This window comes from Citrobacter sp. XT1-2-2 (assembly GCF_023516235.1).
Classification (GTDB): Bacteria; Pseudomonadota; Gammaproteobacteria; order Enterobacterales; family Enterobacteriaceae; genus Citrobacter; species Citrobacter werkmanii.
This window is the reverse complement of the sequence record NZ_CP097324.1, coordinates 99,077-119,542: the sequence shown is the minus strand read 5'-3', so window position 1 is coordinate 119,542 and position 20,466 is coordinate 99,077. Positions and strand designations below refer to the sequence as shown.

Sequence of the window (20,466 nt, the reverse complement as noted above, 5' to 3'; positions counted from 1 at the left end):
TCAATAAGTTACTGTTTTTAATTTCAATGAGCCTTAGAGCTATGTAACTTATTTTTTATATACATAACATGACTTAGCACAGAACGGATATATTTTCGCTGCACTCTTTCATGTCGTGACTTACGTTTATACAACTTGGCTGTGTTTGCGTTTAACAGAGACTTTTCTGCCCATGCGGATTTCTGATATGCCTCAATAAAAAATTTAGCCACCGGGTATTTGGCCCATGAATGCCATGGTTTAGTGACACCGGCATAGTGAATTAATACCGTATCGTCGGTAATGAAATCCTGATAAGTTTTATCGTTTTTATTTTTGAGTTCCCGATCAACTTCATAAATGCAGTTAAAGTCTCTCCTCAGGAAAATAACATTTCCGACAAATAAAATATTGAGTACGTCCTGATCGAAATAAAGTAATTCTTTTTGGCGTTTTTCTAATATAGAAAATGCTTTGGTTAACAACTGCTGCTCACGCCATACTTTGAGATTCGCAAATACAACACCAGAATTAAAATACCCATTACTCAGTTCAGGGATACCGAGTCTGGTACCGGATTTAATCCGCACTTCATCAATATCATTAATGACAGCAGCATATTCCCCACAAAAATGAACCTCGGTAAACTCTCGTAGAGAACCTTTACAAATGACGTCGGCATCCAGATACAGTACCGAGCTTAATTCGGCGCTTAAATATTCAAATGCAAAGTAACGATAGTACATTGCATAAGTCCATGATTTCGTAATCGGTAGTTCACGAAATGCCGCATTATCGAAAACAAGGACAGTCACGGTCGTACTGTACATTTGTGTCAGTCGTTTTATGCTTTCCAGATAGTCGTCATCGATATAGTCAGTGGCGATATAAAAATGGATATCAATATCAGGATTATTCACTAATACTGAGGTCATAGAAATGCCAGAACCAAACAAAAAATTACGATCGACACCATACGCAACGCTTAGTTTTTTACTCTTGTCATGCATAGAGCTGTCGATGATATGTTTTTGAATGATCAACTTCTGGAAATCGTTGTTCATAATAAAATAGCCTCAAACTCCATGTGTAATTTATAGCGCTTTTCTTATTGTTCTTTGTCTTATTTTTTGCGCTTTTGTGACAGCCTGTTCAAACAACCTGACTTCCTGACGAAAGATTTCACGTAATGGCATCGAAAAATAGACACGTAAAAAACGGTAGATATCTCTGGACGTTAGACCAATTTCCAGTGAGGAGAAATAGAGCCCGATCAAATCCTTATCCCGCCAGCGGCGTGGTACCTGCTGACGTATTTGAGCACGATGTAGATCAATCACAGAGAGTTTGATATCCGCAACATCTGCTGGCATCGGCTGTTGGAGCAGGAAATGGCAAATATAACAATCCCGATGATTTACCCCACCTCGATGCATTTTACCCACCATTTCCGCCACGCGGGTAATAATGGTCCGTTTTAATACAAAATCGGGCCGTTCAACTCCCCAGTTGGCGCAAAAATCTTCAAGACTGATGGCAGGAGAAAGATCCTCGGTGATAATAAATGAGGTTCGCTCTAACGGATTCAGCCCTTTCTGTCCAAAAGCAACCCCCGTCATTGTATCCACATTCAGTGCTTGCAAACGGTGAATCGCCAGCCACTCCCGGTCCGCGCCAAGCACAGGCATGCGCAGAGAAATAAGGTTTTTCACCACTTCTTTAAGCGTGGTCCCATGATGATATTTAAGAAAGTAACCTTTTCCCATCATCTCAAAACGCAGGGTACGCCGAGTTTCCAGAGCGCGAAAAACCTCGCCATCCAGCTTAGTGACTTCCGTGAACGGGTCTTTTCCTTGCCATTGCGTGGCAAATGGTTCTTTCAATTCAATCATTTTCGAGACCTAAAATGATATCTGCAGCTTTATCTGCCAGACTGTAGAGATCTTCTGTATCAGCAAAATGTCGCGCATTTCCAGCCCAACGACTTCTCTGCTCATTATTTTGCAGCGCATCGAAAAGCGCTGTATTCAAATTTTCCTGCGCAAAAGGTTCAGGAATCACCACGCCGCATCGGGCGGCAGTGATATAACCTGCGTAGCCGCATACCTCAGTAGTTAATACTGGCAGCCCGGCTACTACGGCTTCTAGCAAGACAATACCAGCGGCTTCCTGAACTGCCGGGTGAAGCAATAAATCAGCAGCGGACATCAATTCAGCGACATCATCTCGCCCCGAGAAGAATTGCACATGCTTTTCAATACCCAATTGGCGGGCCAGAGCACGATAACGATCGGCCTTATCCTGACCAACAACCATCAACTGAGTACGGTGACGTATAGTCTCAGGTAAAGAAGCCAACGCGTGTACGCTTCTTGGCACACCTTTACGCTTGAAATCTGATCCGACCTGCAGAAGCAGGAACTGATCGAGAGCAATACCATTCTTTTCTCTGACAATCTGCCTGCTGTTTTCAGGTTGCAGGCTGTATTTTCTGTCTGGGTAGATACCTGGCGGCAGAATACGAAAACGCTGGCTCTCGGTATGATAATGCTGTTTGAAATCACCGATTTGCTTATCGGTTAACATCAAAAGCGTGGTACCGGAACCTTGTTGAAACGTCGCTTTTTCAAATGCAGAGTAGTGCCGATACCGACGCGTCAACTTATAGAAGAAGCCCTTCTCGCGGGCGACCTTTTCCGCATAGCAAACGTCGGCGGCGTAATACACATCCAACCCAGGCATTTTATTAAAACCAACGATACGATCGACGGGATGCTGACTTAAATAATGCTGAACCCACTGATAATATTGCTCGTTTTTCCCATGATTAGTTCTGGCTGTGACGGGTACGAGTATAATTTCGAGTCCTTCCGGACGTTCGCCCTGCCATGACTGGGTAAACACCTGGACATGATGACCTCGTGCAGCAACCGTGAGCGCTACTCGCAGAAAATCACGCTGTAGCCCACCATAGGGGAAATACTTGTACAAACAAAAAGCAATATTCATGCATTAATATCCGCATCGCGTCGCCAGGCATAGCAGGTCTGATACATCCAAAGTTTACCGCCCATGTTTTCGAAACGTTTCTGCCGGCTAGCTACCTGAAATTGCGCAGTAGTATATCATTTATTACCATGCATTCCGAAACGAATATTTTTTGAACAAAATAAAGAAATAAATCATTAAAAACAAAAAGATATAAAATTAACGCATTCACCTTAAAACACGCGCCGCACAAGACGTTAAGCCGCGTCAGTACGTTCATAGGCATTTTTAAAAATGCCGCCGATTAAAACAGTGCCGCGACGATTCCATCGTTTTGCTTCGACCTGGATAAAAATGATGGTAAAGCCATAGTTAAATACATAGAATCCCCAGCACATTCATAAGTTAGCTACCATTATGCTCGAATTGCTTTACACCGCCCTTTTCTACCTTATTCAGCCTTTGATCTGGATACGGCTTTGGGTGCGCGGACGTAAGGCTCCGGCCTACCGTAAACGCTGGGGTGAACGCTACGGTTTTTACCGCCGTCCGCTAAAACCAGGCGGCATCATGCTTCACTCAGTTTCTGTGGGCGAAACGCTGGCAGCTATTCCATTAGTCCGTGCTCTGCGACATCGTTATCCCGACTTGCCGATCACGGTAACCACCATGACGCCAACCGGCTCTGAGCGCGTACAATCCGCGTTTGGTACTGACGTTCAGCACATTTATTTGCCATACGATTTACCGGATGCTTTGAACCGTTTCCTGAATAAAGTTGACCCCAAGCTGGTGTTAATCATGGAAACCGAGCTGTGGCCAAATCTGATCGCGGCACTCCATAAACGCGGTATTCCTCTGGTCATCGCCAACGCACGGCTTTCTGCGCGTTCAGCCGCTGGCTACGCAAAATTAGGCAAATTTGTTGGTAAGCTACTGCGTCGAATTACGTTGATTGCCGCACAGAACGAAGAAGATGGCGCTCGTTTTATTACGCTTGGCGCCAGGAGCAATCAGGTCACCGTCACCGGCAGCCTGAAGTTTGATATTTCCGTCACGCCACAGTTGGCCGCCAAAGCGATTACGTTGCGTCGTCAATGGGCGCCTCATCGCCCGGTGTGGATTGCAACCAGCACGCACGATGGTGAAGAAAGCATTATCATTGCAGCCCACCAGGCGTTATTAAATCAGTTTCCTAATCTTTTGCTGATCCTGGTTCCCAGACATCCTGAGCGATTCCCGGATGCCATTAACCTCGTACGCCAGGCTGGGCTAAGCTATACCACACGCTCTTCTGGCGAAGTTCCATCCTCAGATACTCAGGTCGTTATCGGCGACACCATGGGCGAGCTGATGTTGCTTTACGGCATTGCTGACCTTGCTTTTGTCGGTGGTTCACTGGTTGAACGTGGCGGACACAACCCACTGGAAGCCGCGGCACACGCCATTCCGGTACTGATGGGGCCACATACTTTTAATTTTAAAGATATTTGTGCTCGTCTCGAACAGGCAAGCGGATTGATCACCGTCACCGACGCAACCACGCTGGTGAAAGAGGTCTCTTCTTTACTGACCGATGCCGATTATCGTAATTTTTATGGCCGTCATGCAGTTGAAGTCCTGTATCAAAATCAGGGCGCGCTACAGCGCCTGCTGCAGCTGCTGGAACCTTATCTGCCACCCAAAACGCATTGAGGCAAATCATGCAAAAACGGGCGATTTATCCAGGAACCTTTGATCCCATAACTAACGGCCATCTTGATATCGTGACGCGTGCGACCAGCATGTTCGATCACGTGATCCTGGCGATTGCCGCAAGTCCCAGTAAAAAACCGATGTTTACCCTTGAAGAACGCGTCGAACTGGCGCAACAGGCAACGGCGCATCTCGGCAATGTGGAAGTTCTGGGATTCAGCGACTTAATGGCAAACTTTGCCCGTGATAATCAGGCTAACATTCTGATCCGTGGCCTGCGCGCGGTAGCAGATTTTGAGTATGAAATGCAGTTGGCCCACATGAACCGCCACCTGATGCCGCAACTGGAAAGCGTCTTTCTGATGCCGTCTAAAGAGTGGTCATTTATCTCATCGTCACTGGTGAAAGAAGTCGCCCGCCACCAGGGAGATGTGACGCACTTTCTGCCGGAAAACGTCCATCAGGCGTTAATGAGTAAACTAAAGTAATACGTCTGGCCGGATAAGACATACAGCTTATCCGGCCAGCAACGAATGTTATTTCTGACAGCGACGGCAGTAGAACGTCGTACGCTGGGCGTGTTTTGTCGCAATGATCGGCGCGCCGCATACGCGACAGGGTTCGCCTTCTCTCCCATAGACCTGCAGTTCCTGGGCAAAATAGCCCGGCTTACCGTCGCTTTGCAGGAAGTCCTTCAGCGTCGTTCCACCCTGTTCGATCGAACGCAGCAAAACCGCCTTAATGACGCGCACCAGTAGTTCGCACTCATCCTGCGACAAAGATGACGCCAGACGATCAGGATGGATACCCGCTGCAAACAGCGACTCGCTGGCATAGATATTACCTACCCCCACCACCAGCTTGTTATCCATCAGCCAGGGTTTAATCGCGGTTTTCTTCTTCGCGCATTTCTGCTGCAGATAACTGGCGTTGAAATCGTCGCTCAGTGGCTCTGGTCCAAGATGAGCGAGAACATTATGCCCATCGAGCTCTGTCGTCCACAGCCAGGCGCCAAAACGGCGAGGATCGGTATAGCGCAGAACTTTGCCGTTACTCATCACTAAGTCGACGTGGTCATGCTTTTCTGCCGGAAGCTCTTCAGGAAGGATACGCAAACTACCCGACATCCCCAGATGAATGATAATCCAACCATCCGACAGTTCCAGCAACAGGTATTTCGCGCGCCGCTGTACGCTGAGAACGGGTTTATCACTCAACCGGTAGATTTCCTCGGATACCGGCCAACGCAAACGACCGTTACGCACAGTCGCATGCATAATCGTTGCCCCAACCAGATGCGGCTCAATACCGCGGCGGCTGGTTTCGACTTCAGGTAATTCAGGCATAGTATCTCCGGCGATGTATCAGGTCACATTAATATGGGGACGGCCAGAAAACAAAAAACCCCGCCGAAGCGAGGTTTTTTATTACATCAAAGCGAGAATTACTTGATTTTCGCTTCTTTGTAGAGAACGTGCTGACGGACAACTGGATCGAATTTTTTCAGTTCCAGTTTTTCCGGCTTAGTACGTTTGTTCTTCGTAGTGGTATAGAAGTGACCAGTACCAGCAGAAGAAACCAGCTTGATTTTCTCACGAATACCTTTAGCCATGATTTATTTCCTCTTAGTACTTAGTACTTTTCGCCACGGGCACGCAGTTCAGACAGAACTGTTTCGATGCCTTTCTTATCAATAACACGCATACCTTTAGCAGATACACGCAGGGTGACAAAACGCTTTTCGCTCTCAACCCAGAAACGGTGAGAGTGCAGGTTAGGCAGGAAACGGCGTTTAGTCGCGTTCAGTGCGTGGGAACGGTTGTTACCGGTCACCGGACGCTTGCCAGTAACTTGGCAGACTCGGGACATGTCTATTCTCCAAAAATCAAATTAGCTCGAGCTTCGTATGGGGTATCGGCGCCTCGTCAGGCTTTACAGCCCGGTCATCGCGTAGTTCTAAGTGAACTCTCGATTGCCAGGCCCAAATGCCAAACCCGAGATTCTCAAAGGTGGCGTAGTATACGCTGACCCGGCGTTATGCTCAAGTCCCGAACAGACAAAGATCCCGATGGATCGCGTAAAGTGCGTTAAATCCAACCGCGTTCCGCAAAAGAAACGTACTCTCCGCGCCCAATGACCAGATGATCAAGCACCCGGATATCCATGAACTGACAGCATTTCACAACACGCTCGGTGATGAGTTTATCTGCTTTACTCGGCTCTGCACAACCCGAAGGGTGATTATGGGCAAGGATCACCGCTGACGCATTCATTTTTATCGCTTCACGCACAATTTCTCGTGGATGCACCTCAACATGGCTAAGCGTGCCGGAAAAAAGTTTGCTGTGTTTAATCACACGATGTTGAGAATCCATAAAGATCACCAGAAAGATCTCGCGTTCCTCTTGCGCGAGCTGGCTTTGCAGAAATTCTCGCGCCATTTCCGGACTAAGTAACGCGCGCTCTTCCATCACTCGCACGTTATGGTAGCGCCTTGCCAGTTCGGCAATCCCTTTAAGCTGCGCATACTTCGCCAGGCCAATGCCGTGAACGTGGCTAAACGCCATATAGTCTGCTGATAACAGGCCATACAGCGAACCAAAATGCTGGATCAACTCTTTTGCCAACGTCAGCACATCTTTACCCAGAATCCCGGTGCGTAAAAAAAGCGCCAGTAGCTCAACATCGCTAAGTGAACCAGCCCCCTGCGCCAACAGCTTTTCCCGGGGCATCATACGTCCTGTATTTTCCATGCTTTCCCCTCCTTTCGCGTCCGCATAGTGGCATAACGCTTGTCGCGAATCGACGCTCTGTTATCACTTCTTCGTAGCGGCTCGCAAACTGAAGCGCGGGCAAAAGCACGACTCATTGCGGATTGTGATAAAATATCCGCCTTCTGGTGAAACCCAACAGGAAAGATCATGATGAGCCTGGCCGGTAAAAAAATCGTACTTGGCGTCAGTGGCGGCATTGCTGCGTACAAAACCCCTGAACTGGTGCGTCGTTTACGGGAACGCGGCGCTGACGTCCGCGTGGCGATGACCGAAGCGGCAAAAGCGTTTATTACTCCCCTGAGCTTACAAGCGGTTTCGGGTTATCCCGTTTCCGACAGCCTGCTTGACCCCGCCGCCGAAGCCGCGATGGGCCACATTGAGCTGGGGAAATGGGCCGACCTGGTTATTTTGGCGCCTGCTACGGCAGACCTGATTGCCCGCGTCGCCGCGGGGATGGCTAACGATCTGGTTTCAACGATTTGTCTGGCAACGCCTGCTCCTGTTGCTGTGCTGCCAGCCATGAACCAGCAGATGTACCGCGCTGCCGCGACCCAGCACAATCTGAGCATTCTTGCCTCGCGAGGTTTGCTCATTTGGGGTCCTGACAGTGGTAGCCAGGCATGTGGCGATGTCGGTCCTGGACGCATGCTGGATCCGTTGACGATTGTCGATATGGCCGCAGAACATTTCTCGCCTGTCAACGATCTGCAACATCTCAATATCATGATTACGGCGGGCCCGACGCGTGAACCGCTGGATCCCGTGCGTTACATTTCCAATCACAGCTCCGGAAAAATGGGATTTGCTATCGCAGCCGCAGCCGCAAAACGCGGGGCAAACGTCACGCTGGTGTCGGGACCTGTTTCGTTACCCACACCGCCATTTGTGCAGCGCATTGATGTGATGACCGCACTGGAGATGCAAGCCGCCGTGCAATCTGTGGTGCAACAACAGCATATTTTTATCGGCTGCGCCGCAGTCGCTGATTATCGCGCCGAGACCGTCGCCCCCGAAAAAATCAAAAAACAGGCGACGCAGGGTGATGAATTAACAGTAAAAATGGTCAAAAACCCGGATATTATCGCCGGTGTTGCCGCACTGGATGCTAATCGTCCTTTTGTCGTTGGGTTTGCCGCCGAAACAAATAATGTGGAAGAATATGCCCGGCAAAAACGCATCCGCAAAAACCTTGATGTGATCTGTGCTAACGACGTTTCGCTATCAAATCAAGGGTTTAACAGCGACAGCAACGCATTACACCTTTTTTGGCAGGATGGAGATAAAATCTTACCGCTTGAGCGTAAAGAACTCCTGGGCCAATTATTACTCGACGAGATCGTGACCCGTTATGATGAAAAAAATCGACGTTAAGATTCTGGACCCGCGCGTAGGGCAACAATTTCCACTCCCGACGTACGCCACTTCTGGCTCTGCCGGGCTTGACCTGCGTGCTTGTCTTGATGACGCCGTAGAGCTGGCGCCAGGTGCAACTACGCTGGTGCCAACCGGGTTAGCCATCCACATTGCCGATCCCTCTCTGGCGGCGGTGATGTTGCCACGTTCCGGGCTGGGCCATAAGCACGGCATCGTACTGGGCAACCTGGTCGGCCTGATTGATTCCGACTATCAAGGACAATTGATGGTATCTATCTGGAACCGTGGCCAGGACAGCTTCACAATTGAACCGGGCGAACGTATCGCGCAGATGGTATTTGTACCGGTCGTGCAGGCTGAATTTAATCTGGTGGAAGAGTTTGAAGCCACCGATCGTGGCGAAGGTGGCTTCGGCCATTCCGGGCGCAAGTAACCCGCAGAAAAGTATCCCACAGCGTAATAACGCAATAACACACCGCAAACAGCCGTTTGCGGTCGCTGTGTGGATGCCTGCCTGGCAAGAGCTTATTTTCAGGGGTATTTTGTAACATGGTAGAAAAGCAAACTGCGAAAAGGAATCGTCGCGAAGAAATACTTCAGTCTCTGGCACTGATGCTTGAGTCCAGCGATGGAAGCCAACGCATCACGACAGCGAAACTGGCAGCCTCTGTAGGCGTTTCCGAAGCGGCGTTGTATCGCCATTTTCCCAGCAAGACCCGCATGTTCGATAGCCTGATTGAGTTTATCGAAGATAGTCTGATTACCCGTATCAATCTGATCTTAAAAGATGAAAAGGACACCAGCGCACGTCTGCGTCTGATCGTTCTGCTGATTTTAGGCTTCGGTGAACGTAACCCCGGTCTGACGCGCATTCTGACCGGGCATGCGCTCATGTTTGAACAGGATCGTCTGCAAGGCCGCATTAACCAGCTTTTCGAACGTATTGAGGCCCAGTTACGCCAGGTTCTGCGCGAAAAAAGAATGCGTGAAGGCGAAGGTTACACGGTGGATGAAACGCTGCTGGCCAGCCAGTTACTGGCTTTCTGCGAAGGAATGTTGTCCCGGTTTGTACGTAGCGAATTTAAGTATCGACCAACGGATGATTTTGACACCCGCTGGCCGCTGGTTGCCGCTCAATTGCAGTAACACGATTGCCGGATGGCGACTTTGTCTTATCCGGCCTGTGCAACCCGTAGGCCCGGTAAGCTTAACGCCACCGGGCAATTCAGCGACGATTAAACCCCAAACTCTTCTCGGTATGCCCGCACTGCTGCCAAATGTTCTGCCATCTCAGGCTTCTCTTCCAGATACGCAATCAGGTCTTTCAGGGTAATGATCGAAATTACCTTGCAACCATAATCACGTTCCACTTCCTGAATCGCTGAAATCTCGCCACGACCGCGTTCCTGACGATCAAGAGAAATCAGTACCCCAGCAAGCGTAGCGCCATTAGCCTGAATAATCTCCATCGACTCACGAATTGCTGTTCCCGCGGTGATAACATCATCCACCAGCATGACACGCCCCTCAAGTGCGCTACCTACCAGATTACCGCCTTCACCATGGGTCTTCGCCTCTTTACGGTTAAAGCAGTACGGTAAATCTTTATCGTGGTGTTCCGCCAGCGCAACGGCGGTGGTGGTCGCAATCGGAATACCTTTGTAGGCTGGGCCAAACAGCAAATCGAACTCGATGCCGGAATCCACCAGCGCTTCGGCATAAAAACGGCCTAGCAGTGCCAGATCGCGCCCGGTATTAAATAGCCCGGCGTTGAAGAAATAGGGGCTTTTGCGCCCGGATTTCAACGTAAATTCGCCAAACTTTAGTACCTGCTTGCTAAGCGCAAACTCAATAAACTGGCGCTGATACGGTTTCATGGATTCGCTCCTCATCTCACTTTATTACAGACAAAAAAAAGGCGACTCTTCAGTCGCCTTTAAAATCAATTTTCTAACGCCGCCTTCTGCGTCGCTACAATGGATTCGATTCCCCCTCGGGCCAATGCCAGTAGGGTGAGAAGTTCTTCATGGCTGAACGGCTCACCTTCCGCCGTGCCCTGCACCTCAATAATGCGACCATCTTCAGTCATCACCACGTTCATGTCAGTTTCTGCGGCAGAGTCCTCAACGTACTCGAGGTCACAGAGCGCTTCACCGTTGACAATGCCCACGGAAACCGCGGCTACCATCCCTTTCATCGGGTTAGTTTTCAGCTTACCGCTCGCCACCAGTTTGTTCAGCGCATCCGCCAACGCAACGCATGCGCCAGTAATCGATGCAGTACGCGTACCGCCATCTGCCTGAATAACATCACAGTCCAGCGTAATAGTGAATTCACCGAGCGTCTTCAGGTCAACAGCAGCGCGAAGTGCGCGGGCGATCAAACGCTGGATTTCCATGGTACGACCGCCCTGCTTACCTTTCGCCGCTTCACGGGCGTTACGGGTGTGCGTGGCGCGTGGCAGCATGCCATATTCTGCGGTGATCCAGCCCTGGCCCTGACCTTTCAGAAAACGTGGGACGCCTTCATCGATAGAAGCGGTACACAGTACTTTAGTATCACCAAATTCGACCAGCACGGAGCCTTCAGCGTGTTTTGTATAATTACGGGTCAGGGTGACGGGACGCACCTGATTGGCACTACGACCTGCTGGACGCATGATAAAATCTCCGGCTTGAAACGAATGTGGCTGCGCATTATACGGACTTCCGACGGTTATTCCTATCCTGACAAGACGTGGATGGCTATAATCCTCCCATCTCATCTTTAAAAACAGGAACGTCTATGATCCGCAGCATGACCGCCTACGCCCGGCGTGAAATCAAGGGTGAATGGGGTAGCGCAACCTGGGAAATGCGCTCGGTAAACCAGCGTTATCTGGAAACTTATTTTCGCCTGCCGGAACAGTTCCGTAGTCTCGAACCCGTGGTTCGCGAACGCATCCGCACGCGTCTGACGCGCGGTAAGATCGAATGTACGCTGCGTTTTGAGCCGGATGCCAGCGCTCAGGGCGAGCTGATTCTGAATGAAAAGCTCGCTAAACAGCTCGTGAGTGCTGCTAACTGGGTCAAAATGCAGAGTGATGAAGGTGAAATTAACCCGGTTGATATCCTGCGTTGGCCTGGCGTAATGGCAGCCCAGGAGCAAGATCTGGACGCCATTGCCGCCGAAATCCTCGCTGCGCTTGACGGTACGCTGGATGACTTTATCGTTGCGCGTGAAACCGAAGGTCAGGCGCTGAAGGCGCTGATCGAGCAGCGTCTGGAAGGCGTCAGCGCTGAAGTGACGAAGGTACGTGCGCATATGCCGGAAATTCTACAATGGCAGCGTGAGCGTCTGGTGGCCAAACTGGAAGACGCTCAGGTGCAACTGGAAAATAACCGCCTTGAGCAAGAGCTGGTGCTGATGGCACAACGTATCGACGTGGCTGAAGAACTGGATCGCCTGGAAGCTCACGTCAAAGAAACCTACAACATTCTGAAGAAAAAAGAGGCGGTTGGCCGTCGTCTGGACTTCATGATGCAGGAATTCAACCGTGAGTCGAACACTCTGGCATCCAAGTCTATCAATGCCGAAGTGACTAACTCCGCAATTGAACTGAAAGTTTTGATCGAGCAAATGCGCGAGCAAATTCAGAACATCGAGTAATTTTGCGTACCATGCCTATGCTATCATAACGTACTAGATAGCCTGCTCAATGCAGGCTATCCGTACCTCCAGTAAGTACTGGCTTATATAAAATTGAACACTTATTTATCTGGCATATATTTGTCGTTATAAAGACTCTTCAGAATATCAACCCGAACAGCGTTGCTGCTGTTCATCTTCACGACTGTCAGTACTTCATCAGATCCCCTGAGGCGCCAGCATTCTGCCTCTATATCGCATTTTTCCTGTTTTTCATAGCCCACCATTGAGAGATATTCACTAATTTTCCACGTATCCCTGGTATCATGGAACGTCACACTCCATACATCAGCCTTAGGGCCAGAAATGTTCGTATAATTAAAGTCATATACTTGGGATATTCTCGGCATTTTTTTAAAAACCTGGGGAGTGTAATAATCATATTTGGCTTTATCAAACTCTGTATATTGTGCGTTACATGCAAGTCTCATTTTAATATTAGGCCAGAAATAAGAGCTACATATAGCTATTACCATCAGTACTATTATGACTGCCTGTTTCATATGTTTCCCTTTTTTACCAGTTAACGACCGTTCCATCTCTGCAAACTATTTTAACGTTACCAGACCTAAAGTCGCTGTAAGGTATCACTGTTCTCATGAATGAGGGTAAAACACCTTTTACAGGAAGAGCTAAAGCTGATTTCATCGGATCGGGAAATAAAATCGGTTGGAATGAGGTGTTTTTAAAAGAGCCGATTGGACCATAATAATCCCAACGTCTGAGGGCTTCCTCTTTGCTGACGGGTTGCAATAGCGGGAATGGGTTACTATATGAGACTACGCGGTAGAACCCCAGCAAATCGGATACTAAATCCTCACCACTGAAACCGCTGTCGGTGTAAAGATAAAAGGGGAAATTTGACTGTAAACCCTCAAAACGATGAGCAAGCGCCATCATCATGGAAAGCGCTATACTATATCGTTCAAATAAGCTACGCCCTTTTCTAATTCTCTATCTGATGAACTTCCCAATTATAAGCCCTCCTCTTCCCATACTTTGAGTGTATTTTACATCGTAATAATCCTTTCCTGAATGCTCGCCTTGGTGCATATCCGAGAGTAACTTTCTAACATCATCTCCTCGAGCATGTCCCATATCTATCCACCCCAAAACTTCGGTGTAGATTATCCCACTTCTTAAAATTCCAGCCTCTCTGCCATCCTGAATTTCTTCTCTGGCGCTCATATCTACCACTCCGACTGACTAAATGCTGAAGATTTTGCTGTAAATGCCCCTACACACATAGAAGCGATAGCTGAGGGGGCCATTTTTCAGAATAGAGGCCGCTGAATATCAGAGTTTACTCATGATGACTTCCCTAATGGCTTCTGGCGTGTCAACTTGTCCTATGGTCGAGGAGTAATAGCTTGATGAAATATCATACGTAGCCCGCCAGTAAACGGCGGGACTACGTGTTTTTCCCGACGTTTCGCTTCCGCCCCTTCACTTCGAATTACATTTTCTCATCGTTTATTATTACACCACACACTTTAGACAGCATGCCATAACGCATTTCTGACAAATTCGCATTAGCTGTAGTTATTAAAATCGATTCACCTTAGAAAATCTCAATCGTGACAATGCGCACAAATCGATAACCTTAGCCCCCAGCACAACAGGGGGAATACATGCTGTTACACGTTTTATATTTAATTGGTATTACTGCCGAAGCCATGACCGGCGCGCTTGCGGCAGGACGTCGCCGTATGGATACATTTGGCGTCATTATTATTGCCACTGCGACCGCCATTGGCGGTGGTTCAGTACGCGACATTCTTCTCGGCCACTATCCGCTTGGCTGGGTAAAGCATCCTGAATACGTCATCATTGTGGCGGCCGCTGCGGTACTCACCACCATTATTGCTCCTGTCATGCCCTACCTGCGTAAAATATTCCTTGTACTGGATGCGCTGGGCCTGGTGGTCTTTTCTATTATTGGCGCACAGGTGGCGCTGGATATGGGTCACGGGCCGATTATCGCCGTGGTCGCTGCGGTCACTACCGGCGTCTTCGGTGGCGTGTTACGCGACATGTTCTGCAAACGCATTCCGTTGGTGTTCCAGAAAGAGCTATATGCTGGCGTTTCTTTTGCCGCTGCCGTGCTTTACATCGTGCTGCAACATTACGTCTCCAGCCACGATGTGGTGGTTATCTCTACCCTACTCTTCGGTTTTACCGCCCGCTTACTGGCGCTACGCCTGAAGTTGGGCCTGCCAGTATTTTATTATCGCCATGAAGGCCATTAAGGCATAAAGCCCGTAATACGCTGAGCAGCCAGCCAGTTGCTCAGCGCTATGACCTCCCTGGCCTCCAGCCACTGAATAATCTGTCGTGCCCGGCGCTCCCCCATTAAAGGGAGTTGTCGCCAGCTTTGTTCATCACGGTCCTGCAATTGTTGCCACGAAGCATCCCGACAGGCATTCAGCGTTGCCTGTGTTAACGGTATTCCCATGGCTATAACCCAACGTGTGAACGGAAGATGGCGCGACAGGTTGAACTGATGCCACATCTTCTCCCCTTTGCTTACGCCTAATGTGGACCGGAGCTGCTCCTGAGTTAATCCGAGCCAGGAAAAGATATGTTCAAAGTGATACGTCTGATGAAGGTTACGCCATCCCGCTTCACCAATACCTTCTAATTCCAGCACTTCTTTCGCGCCCAGCCAAACCAGTCTGGCAATAAATTGCTCATAACACGCCGGCGTGGCATAAAAGCAGGTCATTGAATTGAAATGTCCCACAGGCGGCGTTGGCTTAGTGCGTTGAGTGCTACGCCAGACCACTTCGTCGATACGCGGGATCCCCTGTCCGGCCAGGCTTATCAGGATCCGATCTCCAGGCGCGATATCCCATTCATTCCAGCGGCGTACAGAGCCAATATTGACGCGTTGCACGCGTTTATCATCCAGCATGACGGGTGCCAGCAGCGCGACTACGGCAATTTTCCCACTTTTACCGACTGAAAACTGAATATCTGTGACCTCGGATACCTGAGCCACGGGCGGATATTTCCATGCCGCCAGCCAGTCTCCCTGCCCAGGTAACCAGTATCGCGCCTGCGGTTCTTTCCCCGATCGCACCACGACGCCATCCGTCACAAAAGGGAGTGCCGAAGTCCACCAACGGGTACGGGCATGCTCGACATCGTCCGCATTTTTCACGGGCTGGGTATAGCGTTGCGTGAAACTGAACCCGGCGGCAGTGAGTTGTTCCAGCCTTTCCGACATGACCGCCGGACCATCAGGCCAGGCCCAGATGAAAATAGCCAACGAACGTAACAATTCCGGGTTGCTCTGGCGCATCATCATTCCAGCGACCTTTGAGCGGGCATTCATTCCCCCGCTCTGTTGCTGGATATGCCCTTCCTGCTGTAAAAATATCTCACCCTGCAACGTACTGTTTGCCAGCAGACCTTTGGAAGTGTGTGGTACGGAAGGTATCCGCAGCACCTTTTGCGTCCAGTCTTCACCTTTCAGGCCATTACCTCGGCTAATCGCTCTTACCAGATTGCCATTGCGATAGACCAGCGTGACCGCCACGCCGTCGACCTTTGGTTGTACCCAGAGATCGCTGCGCACACGCATCCATTGCTGTAACGCTTGCTTATCTGCCAGCTTGCGGACCCCCGTGTGAGGTACTGGATGCGAGACGGTGCCACTTATTGGGGGCGCAGACAGATCAGGTGGAGCTTCATCGCCAAAACAGCGCTGCCATTGGATGAGTTGCGCATTGAGCTGGTCATAAACGCTGTCATCAACGGCGCTGACACCCTGTTTCCAGTAACTATCATTCCATTGTGTTATCTGCTGCTGTAATCGTGAAATTTCCTCGCTTGCCCGGGCTGGGGACCAGGCAGGGCATACCGCCCAAACCGGTAAATTCCAGACCAGTAAAACTATGCCAAGGCATTTCCATAGCCTCATGCTGCCTCCGCTAACCAATGTGTTTCCCGGCAGGTATAGCGCGGAGTGCCATCGAAACAGAGCGACAAAAATTCATCGTGCGAGCAGCCTTCCTGACATTTTCACGTGTTGCTGCAAATTGCCGATAAAACAGGAAACGGGTACGCAAAACGCAATAAACATGCGCAAAAAGTGTGACAAAGGCTACGTCACATAGCGGCTACGTGTATAATAAGCCCGTATGTAGGCTCTCTTTCGACAATCACATACATTAAGATACTCATGGCTCAAGGCACGCTTTATATTGTTTCTGCCCCCAGTGGCGCGGGTAAATCCAGCCTGATTCAGGCTTTATTAAAGACCCAACCGTTGTATGACACCCAGGTTTCTGTTTCGCACACCACGCGCGCACCGCGCCCGGGGGAAGTGCATGGTGAACACTATTTCTTTGTGAACCATGACGAATTCAGAGCCATGATTGGCAGAGACGCGTTTCTGGAACACGCTGAGGTTTTCGGTAATTACTACGGCACTTCGCGTGAGGCCATTGAGCAAGTATTAGCATCCGGCGTAGACGTCTTTTTAGATATCGACTGGCAAGGTGCGCAGCAAATTCGTGAAAAAATGCCGCATGCGCGCAGTATTTTTATTTTGCCGCCCTCTAAGATTGAGCTGGACCGCCGTCTGCGTGGTCGAGGTCAGGATAGCGAAGACGTGATCGCAAAACGTATGGCGCAAGCTGTTGCAGAAATGAGCCATTACGCCGAATATGATTATCTTATTGTGAACGATGATTTCGATACCGCCCTGGGCGATTTGAAAACCATCATTCGCGCCGAACGTCTGCGCATGAGCCGCCAAAAGCAGCGTCATGACGCTTTAATCAGCAAACTGTTGGCAGACTGAACCCACATTCAGTATCATGCCCAGTCATTTCTTCACCTGTGGAGCATTTTAAGTATGGCACGCGTAACTGTTCAGGACGCTGTAGAGAAAATTGGTAACCGTTTTGACCTGGTACTGGTCGCCGCGCGTCGCGCTCGTCAGATGCAGGTAGGCGGAAAGGATCCGCTCGTACCGGAAGAAAACGATAAAACTACCGTTATCGCGCTGCGCGAAATCGAAGAAGGTCTGATCAACAACCAGATCCTCGACGTACGTGAGCGCCAGGAACAGCAAGAGCAGGAAGCCGCTGAATTACAAGCCGTTACCGCTATTGCTGAAGGTCGTCGTTAATCACAAAGCGGGTCGCCCTTGTATCTGTTTGAAAGCCTGAATCAGCTGATTCAAAACTACCTGCCGGAAGACCAGATTAAGCGTCTTCGGCAGGCGTATCTCGTTGCACGTGACGCTCACGAGGGCCAGACACGTTCAAGCGGTGAACCTTATATCACGCACCCCGTAGCGGTAGCCTGCATTCTGGCCGAGATGAAACTCGACTACGAAACGCTGATGGCTGCGCTGCTGCATGACGTGATTGAAGATACCCCAGCCACCTACCAGGACATGGAACAGCTTTTTGGTAAAAGCGTTGCAGAGCTGGTAGAAGGGGTATCTAAGCTTGATAAGCTTAAGTTTCGCGATAAGAAAGAGGCGCAAGCTGAAAACTTTCGCAAGATGATTATGGCGATGGTGCAGGATATCCGCGTCATTCTCATCAAACTTGCCGACCGTACCCACAATATGCGCACGCTGGGCTCATTACGTCCCGATAAGCGCCGCCGCATCGCCCGTGAAACCCTCGAAATCTACAGTCCGCTGGCACATCGTTTAGGTATTCATCACATTAAAACCGAGCTGGAAGAGCTGGGTTTTGAAGCGCTGTACCCGAACCGCTATCGCGTGATTAAAGAAGTGGTAAAAGCCGCCCGCGGCAACCGCAAAGAGATGATTCAAAAAATCCTCTCGGAGATCGAAGGGCGTTTGCAGGAAGCAGGCATTCCGTGTCGCGTAAGCGGTCGCGAGAAACACCTGTACTCGATCTACTGCAAAATGGTGCTCAAAGAGCAGCGTTTTCATTCGATCATGGACATTTACGCTTTCCGCGTCATCGTTCATGACTCCGATACCTGCTATCGCGTACTCGGCCAGATGCACAGCCTGTACAAACCGCGTCCAGGTCGCGTGAAAGACTATATCGCCATTCCCAAAGCGAACGGATATCAGTCTTTGCATACCTCAATGATCGGCCCGCACGGCGTGCCTGTTGAAGTACAAATTCGTACCGAAGACATGGACCAGATGGCGGAGATGGGGGTCGCGGCACACTGGGCGTACAAAGAGCATGGCGAAACCAGCACCACGGCACAAATCCGCGCACAACGCTGGATGCAAAGCCTGCTGGAACTGCAGCAAAGCGCCGGTAGCTCATTTGAATTTATTGAAAGCGTTAAATCTGATCTCTTCCCGGATGAGATTTATGTTTTCACACCGGAAGGGCGCATTGTCGAGCTGCCTGCCGGTGCGACGCCTGTCGACTTCGCCTACGCGGTACATACCGATATCGGTCATGCCTGCGTTGGCGCACGTGTCGACAGACAGCCTTATCCGCTTTCCCAACCGCTATTTAGCGGTCAGACCGTTGAAATCATTACCGCGCCGGGCGCCAGGCCGAATGCGGCATGGCTCAACTTCGTCGTCAGCTCGAAAGCGCGAGCAAAAATTCGCCAACTGCTGAAAAACCTTAAGCGCGATGATTCCGTCAGTCTGGGGCGTCGACTGCTTAACCATGCCCTGGGTGGTAGCCGTAAACTGGCTGAAATCCCGCAGGAAAGTATCCAGCGTGAGCTTGAGCGTATGAAGCTCGCCACGCTTGACGATCTGTTAGCGGAAATCGGTCTTGGCAACGCCATGAGCGTGGTGGTAGCGAAAAACCTTCAGCAGGGCGAAGCATCGGCGAACGTTCCTGCGCAATCTGGTCATGGTCATCTGCCGATCAAAGGCGCAGACGGCGTACTGATCACCTTTGCCAAATGCTGTCGTCCAATTCCAGGCGATCCGATCATTGCCCACGTCAGTCCGGGTAAAGGTCTGGTGATTCACCATGAGTCCTGCCGTAACATTCGTGGCTACCAGAAAGAGCCAGAGAAATTTATGGCGGTGGAATGGGATAAAGAGACAGAGCAGGAGTTCATCACCGAAATTAAGGTGGACATGTTTAACCACCAGGGTGCTCTGGCGAACCTGACGGCGGCAATCAACACGACGACCTCCAATATTCAAAGTCTGAATACTGAAGAGAAAGACGGTCGTGTTTATAGCGCCTTTATTCGCCTGACCGCTCGCGATCGCGTGCATCTGGCGAATATTATGCGCAAAATCCGCGTCATGCCGGACGTGATTAAAGTCACCCGCAACCGAAACTAGAGATATGAACTCAAAACGCTATGAGCGCATTTGCGAAATGCTTGCCAGGCGTCAGCCCGATCTGACCGTCTGCATGGAGCAGGTCCATAAACCTCATAACGTTTCTGCGATCATTCGTACCGCAGACGCAGTCGGCGTACATGAAGTCCACGCCGTCTGGCCGGGTAGCCGTATGCGTACCATGGCTTCTTCTGCCGCGGGCAGTAACAGCTGGGTGCAGGTTAAAACCCACCCGACCATTAGCGATGCGGTCACGCAGTTAAAAAGCCAGGGCATGCAGGTTCTGGCGACCCACCTCTCTGATAAAGCCGTCGATTTCCGCGAGATTGATTACACGCGACCGACCTGCATCCTGATGGGCCAGGAAAAAACCGGCATTACTCAGGAAGCACTCGCTCTGGCGGACCAGGACATCATCATTCCGATGATTGGCATGGTACAGTCACTGAACGTTTCAGTTGCCTCTGCGCTGATTCTGTACGAAGCACAGCGCCAGCGACAAAATGCTGGCATGTACCGACGAGAAAACAGCATGTTGCCGGAAGATGAACAGCAGCGCTTGCTGTTTGAAGGCGGTTATCCGGTGCTGGCGAATGTCGCTAAGCGCAAAGGACTTCCCTACCCTCACGTAAACACGCAGGGCGAAATTGAAGCCGATGCAACGTGGTGGGCCACTATGCAGTCTGCGAAATAATCGCG

The 20,466-nt window shown here is 50.1% G+C and carries 22 protein-coding genes and 1 pseudogene; 11 read left to right on the top strand and 12 right to left on the bottom strand.

Annotation, left to right across the window (positions count from 1 at the left end; genetic code table 11):
* Window positions 1–23: 23 nt before the first annotated feature.
* The 3 genes from M4I31_RS00585 to M4I31_RS00575 are packed head-to-tail and all read right to left on the bottom strand — an operon-like array spanning window position 24 to window position 2,988.
* Window positions 24–1,043, bottom strand: coding sequence for a glycosyltransferase (locus M4I31_RS00585; protein ID WP_085049107.1), 1,020 nt, complete (start codon window positions 1,041–1,043; stop codon window positions 24–26).
* A 30-nt stretch (window positions 1,044–1,073) separates the two neighbouring features.
* Window positions 1,074–1,871, bottom strand: coding sequence for a lipopolysaccharide core heptose(I) kinase RfaP (rfaP, locus tag M4I31_RS00580; protein WP_038635354.1), 798 nt, complete (start codon window positions 1,869–1,871; stop codon window positions 1,074–1,076).
* On the bottom strand, window positions 1,864–2,988 hold the full coding sequence (locus tag M4I31_RS00575; RefSeq protein WP_085049108.1) for a glycosyltransferase family 4 protein: 1,125 nt from the start codon (window positions 2,986–2,988) through the stop codon (window positions 1,864–1,866). Before M4I31_RS00575 ends, rfaP begins: the two co-directional genes overlap by 8 nt.
* 396 nt (window positions 2,989–3,384) lie before the next feature.
* On the opposite strand from M4I31_RS00575, the gene waaA reads away from it, so the two are divergent.
* Together waaA and coaD are read left to right on the top strand one after the other, a co-directional pair.
* Entirely contained in the window at window positions 3,385–4,662 is a 1,278-nt protein-coding gene (gene waaA / locus M4I31_RS00570) for a lipid IV(A) 3-deoxy-D-manno-octulosonic acid transferase (RefSeq protein WP_069323706.1), read from the top strand.
* 8 nt (window positions 4,663–4,670) lie between these two features.
* Window positions 4,671–5,150, top strand: a complete 480-nt coding sequence (coaD, locus tag M4I31_RS00565; protein WP_003024099.1) for a pantetheine-phosphate adenylyltransferase — start codon at window positions 4,671–4,673, stop codon at window positions 5,148–5,150.
* A 48-nt stretch (window positions 5,151–5,198) separates the two neighbouring features.
* Here coaD and mutM read toward each other — a convergent pair whose 3' ends face one another.
* The 4 genes from mutM to radC form a co-directional block, all read right to left on the bottom strand.
* Complete coding sequence (mutM, locus tag M4I31_RS00560; protein WP_038635364.1) at window positions 5,199–6,008, bottom strand: bifunctional DNA-formamidopyrimidine glycosylase/DNA-(apurinic or apyrimidinic site) lyase; 810 nt, start codon at window positions 6,006–6,008, stop codon at window positions 5,199–5,201.
* Between the two features lie 98 nt (window positions 6,009–6,106).
* Window positions 6,107–6,274, bottom strand: coding sequence for a 50S ribosomal protein L33 (gene rpmG, locus M4I31_RS00555; RefSeq protein ID WP_003024094.1), 168 nt, complete (start codon window positions 6,272–6,274; stop codon window positions 6,107–6,109).
* Between the two features lie 20 nt (window positions 6,275–6,294).
* The gene (gene rpmB, locus M4I31_RS00550) at window positions 6,295–6,531 is read right to left on the bottom strand and encodes a 50S ribosomal protein L28 (RefSeq protein WP_003024071.1); all 237 of its coding nucleotides are present in this window, start codon (window positions 6,529–6,531) and stop codon (window positions 6,295–6,297) included.
* Between the two features lie 218 nt (window positions 6,532–6,749).
* Window positions 6,750–7,415, bottom strand: coding sequence for a DNA repair protein RadC (radC, locus tag M4I31_RS00545; protein WP_038635368.1), 666 nt, complete (start codon window positions 7,413–7,415; stop codon window positions 6,750–6,752).
* A gap of 171 nt (window positions 7,416–7,586) precedes the next feature.
* Between radC and coaBC the strand changes: the two genes are divergently transcribed.
* From coaBC to slmA, 3 genes are all read left to right on the top strand, one after another.
* Window positions 7,587–8,807 carry a bifunctional phosphopantothenoylcysteine decarboxylase/phosphopantothenate--cysteine ligase CoaBC gene (gene coaBC, locus M4I31_RS00540; RefSeq protein ID WP_087857269.1) on the top strand — a complete coding sequence of 407 codons (1,221 nt, stop codon included), beginning with the start codon at window positions 7,587–7,589 and terminating at the stop codon, window positions 8,805–8,807.
* Complete coding sequence (gene dut, locus M4I31_RS00535; RefSeq protein ID WP_006687626.1) at window positions 8,785–9,243, top strand: dUTP diphosphatase; 459 nt, start codon at window positions 8,785–8,787, stop codon at window positions 9,241–9,243. The genes coaBC and dut overlap by 23 nt, the downstream gene beginning before the upstream one ends.
* 116 nt (window positions 9,244–9,359) lie before the next feature.
* On the top strand, window positions 9,360–9,956 hold the full coding sequence (slmA, locus tag M4I31_RS00530) for a nucleoid occlusion factor SlmA (RefSeq protein WP_003024060.1): 597 nt from the start codon (window positions 9,360–9,362) through the stop codon (window positions 9,954–9,956).
* An 89-nt stretch (window positions 9,957–10,045) separates the two neighbouring features.
* Here slmA and pyrE read toward each other — a convergent pair whose 3' ends face one another.
* Both pyrE and rph read right to left on the bottom strand, forming a co-directional pair.
* The gene (gene pyrE, locus M4I31_RS00525) at window positions 10,046–10,687 is read right to left on the bottom strand and encodes an orotate phosphoribosyltransferase (RefSeq protein ID WP_061066836.1); all 642 of its coding nucleotides are present in this window, start codon (window positions 10,685–10,687) and stop codon (window positions 10,046–10,048) included.
* A 65-nt stretch (window positions 10,688–10,752) separates the two neighbouring features.
* Window positions 10,753–11,469, bottom strand: coding sequence for a ribonuclease PH (rph, locus tag M4I31_RS00520; RefSeq protein ID WP_003024054.1), 717 nt, complete (start codon window positions 11,467–11,469; stop codon window positions 10,753–10,755).
* 125 nt (window positions 11,470–11,594) lie between these two features.
* Between rph and M4I31_RS00515 the strand changes: the two genes are divergently transcribed.
* Window positions 11,595–12,458 (top strand): YicC/YloC family endoribonuclease, encoded by an 864-nt coding sequence (locus M4I31_RS00515; protein ID WP_006687630.1) that lies wholly within the window; start codon window positions 11,595–11,597, stop codon window positions 12,456–12,458.
* 101 nt (window positions 12,459–12,559) lie between these two features.
* Here M4I31_RS00515 and M4I31_RS00510 read toward each other — a convergent pair whose 3' ends face one another.
* Window positions 12,560–13,000: a hypothetical protein gene (locus M4I31_RS00510; protein WP_085049109.1), complete on the bottom strand. Its 441-nt coding sequence runs from the start codon at window positions 12,998–13,000 to the stop codon at window positions 12,560–12,562.
* 13 nt (window positions 13,001–13,013) lie between these two features.
* A pseudogene (locus M4I31_RS00505) lies at window positions 13,014–13,685 on the bottom strand (hypothetical protein).
* A 443-nt stretch (window positions 13,686–14,128) separates the two neighbouring features.
* On the opposite strand from M4I31_RS00505, the gene M4I31_RS00500 reads away from it, so the two are divergent.
* A complete protein-coding gene (locus M4I31_RS00500; RefSeq protein WP_038635410.1) occupies window positions 14,129–14,746 on the top strand; it encodes a trimeric intracellular cation channel family protein in 618 nt (205 codons plus the stop codon).
* On the opposite strand, the gene ligB is transcribed toward M4I31_RS00500, so the two are convergent.
* Entirely contained in the window at window positions 14,743–16,422 is a 1,680-nt protein-coding gene (gene ligB / locus M4I31_RS00495; protein ID WP_085049110.1) for an NAD-dependent DNA ligase LigB, read from the bottom strand. The genes M4I31_RS00500 and ligB overlap by 4 nt on opposite strands.
* A 261-nt stretch (window positions 16,423–16,683) precedes the next feature.
* Between ligB and gmk the strand changes: the two genes are divergently transcribed.
* The 4 genes from gmk to trmH are packed head-to-tail and all read left to right on the top strand — an operon-like array spanning window position 16,684 to window position 20,461.
* Entirely contained in the window at window positions 16,684–17,307 is a 624-nt protein-coding gene (gmk, locus tag M4I31_RS00490) for a guanylate kinase (RefSeq protein WP_038635416.1), read from the top strand.
* A gap of 54 nt (window positions 17,308–17,361) precedes the next feature.
* Window positions 17,362–17,637: a DNA-directed RNA polymerase subunit omega gene (rpoZ, locus tag M4I31_RS00485; protein WP_000135058.1), complete on the top strand. Its 276-nt coding sequence runs from the start codon at window positions 17,362–17,364 to the stop codon at window positions 17,635–17,637.
* Between the two features lie 18 nt (window positions 17,638–17,655).
* The gene (gene spoT, locus M4I31_RS00480) at window positions 17,656–19,767 is read left to right on the top strand and encodes a bifunctional GTP diphosphokinase/guanosine-3',5'-bis pyrophosphate 3'-pyrophosphohydrolase (protein ID WP_038635422.1); all 2,112 of its coding nucleotides are present in this window, start codon (window positions 17,656–17,658) and stop codon (window positions 19,765–19,767) included.
* Window positions 19,768–19,771: 4 nt separating this feature from the next.
* On the top strand, window positions 19,772–20,461 hold the full coding sequence (trmH, locus tag M4I31_RS00475; protein WP_042311553.1) for a tRNA (guanosine(18)-2'-O)-methyltransferase TrmH: 690 nt from the start codon (window positions 19,772–19,774) through the stop codon (window positions 20,459–20,461).
* Window positions 20,462–20,466 lie beyond the last annotated feature (5 nt).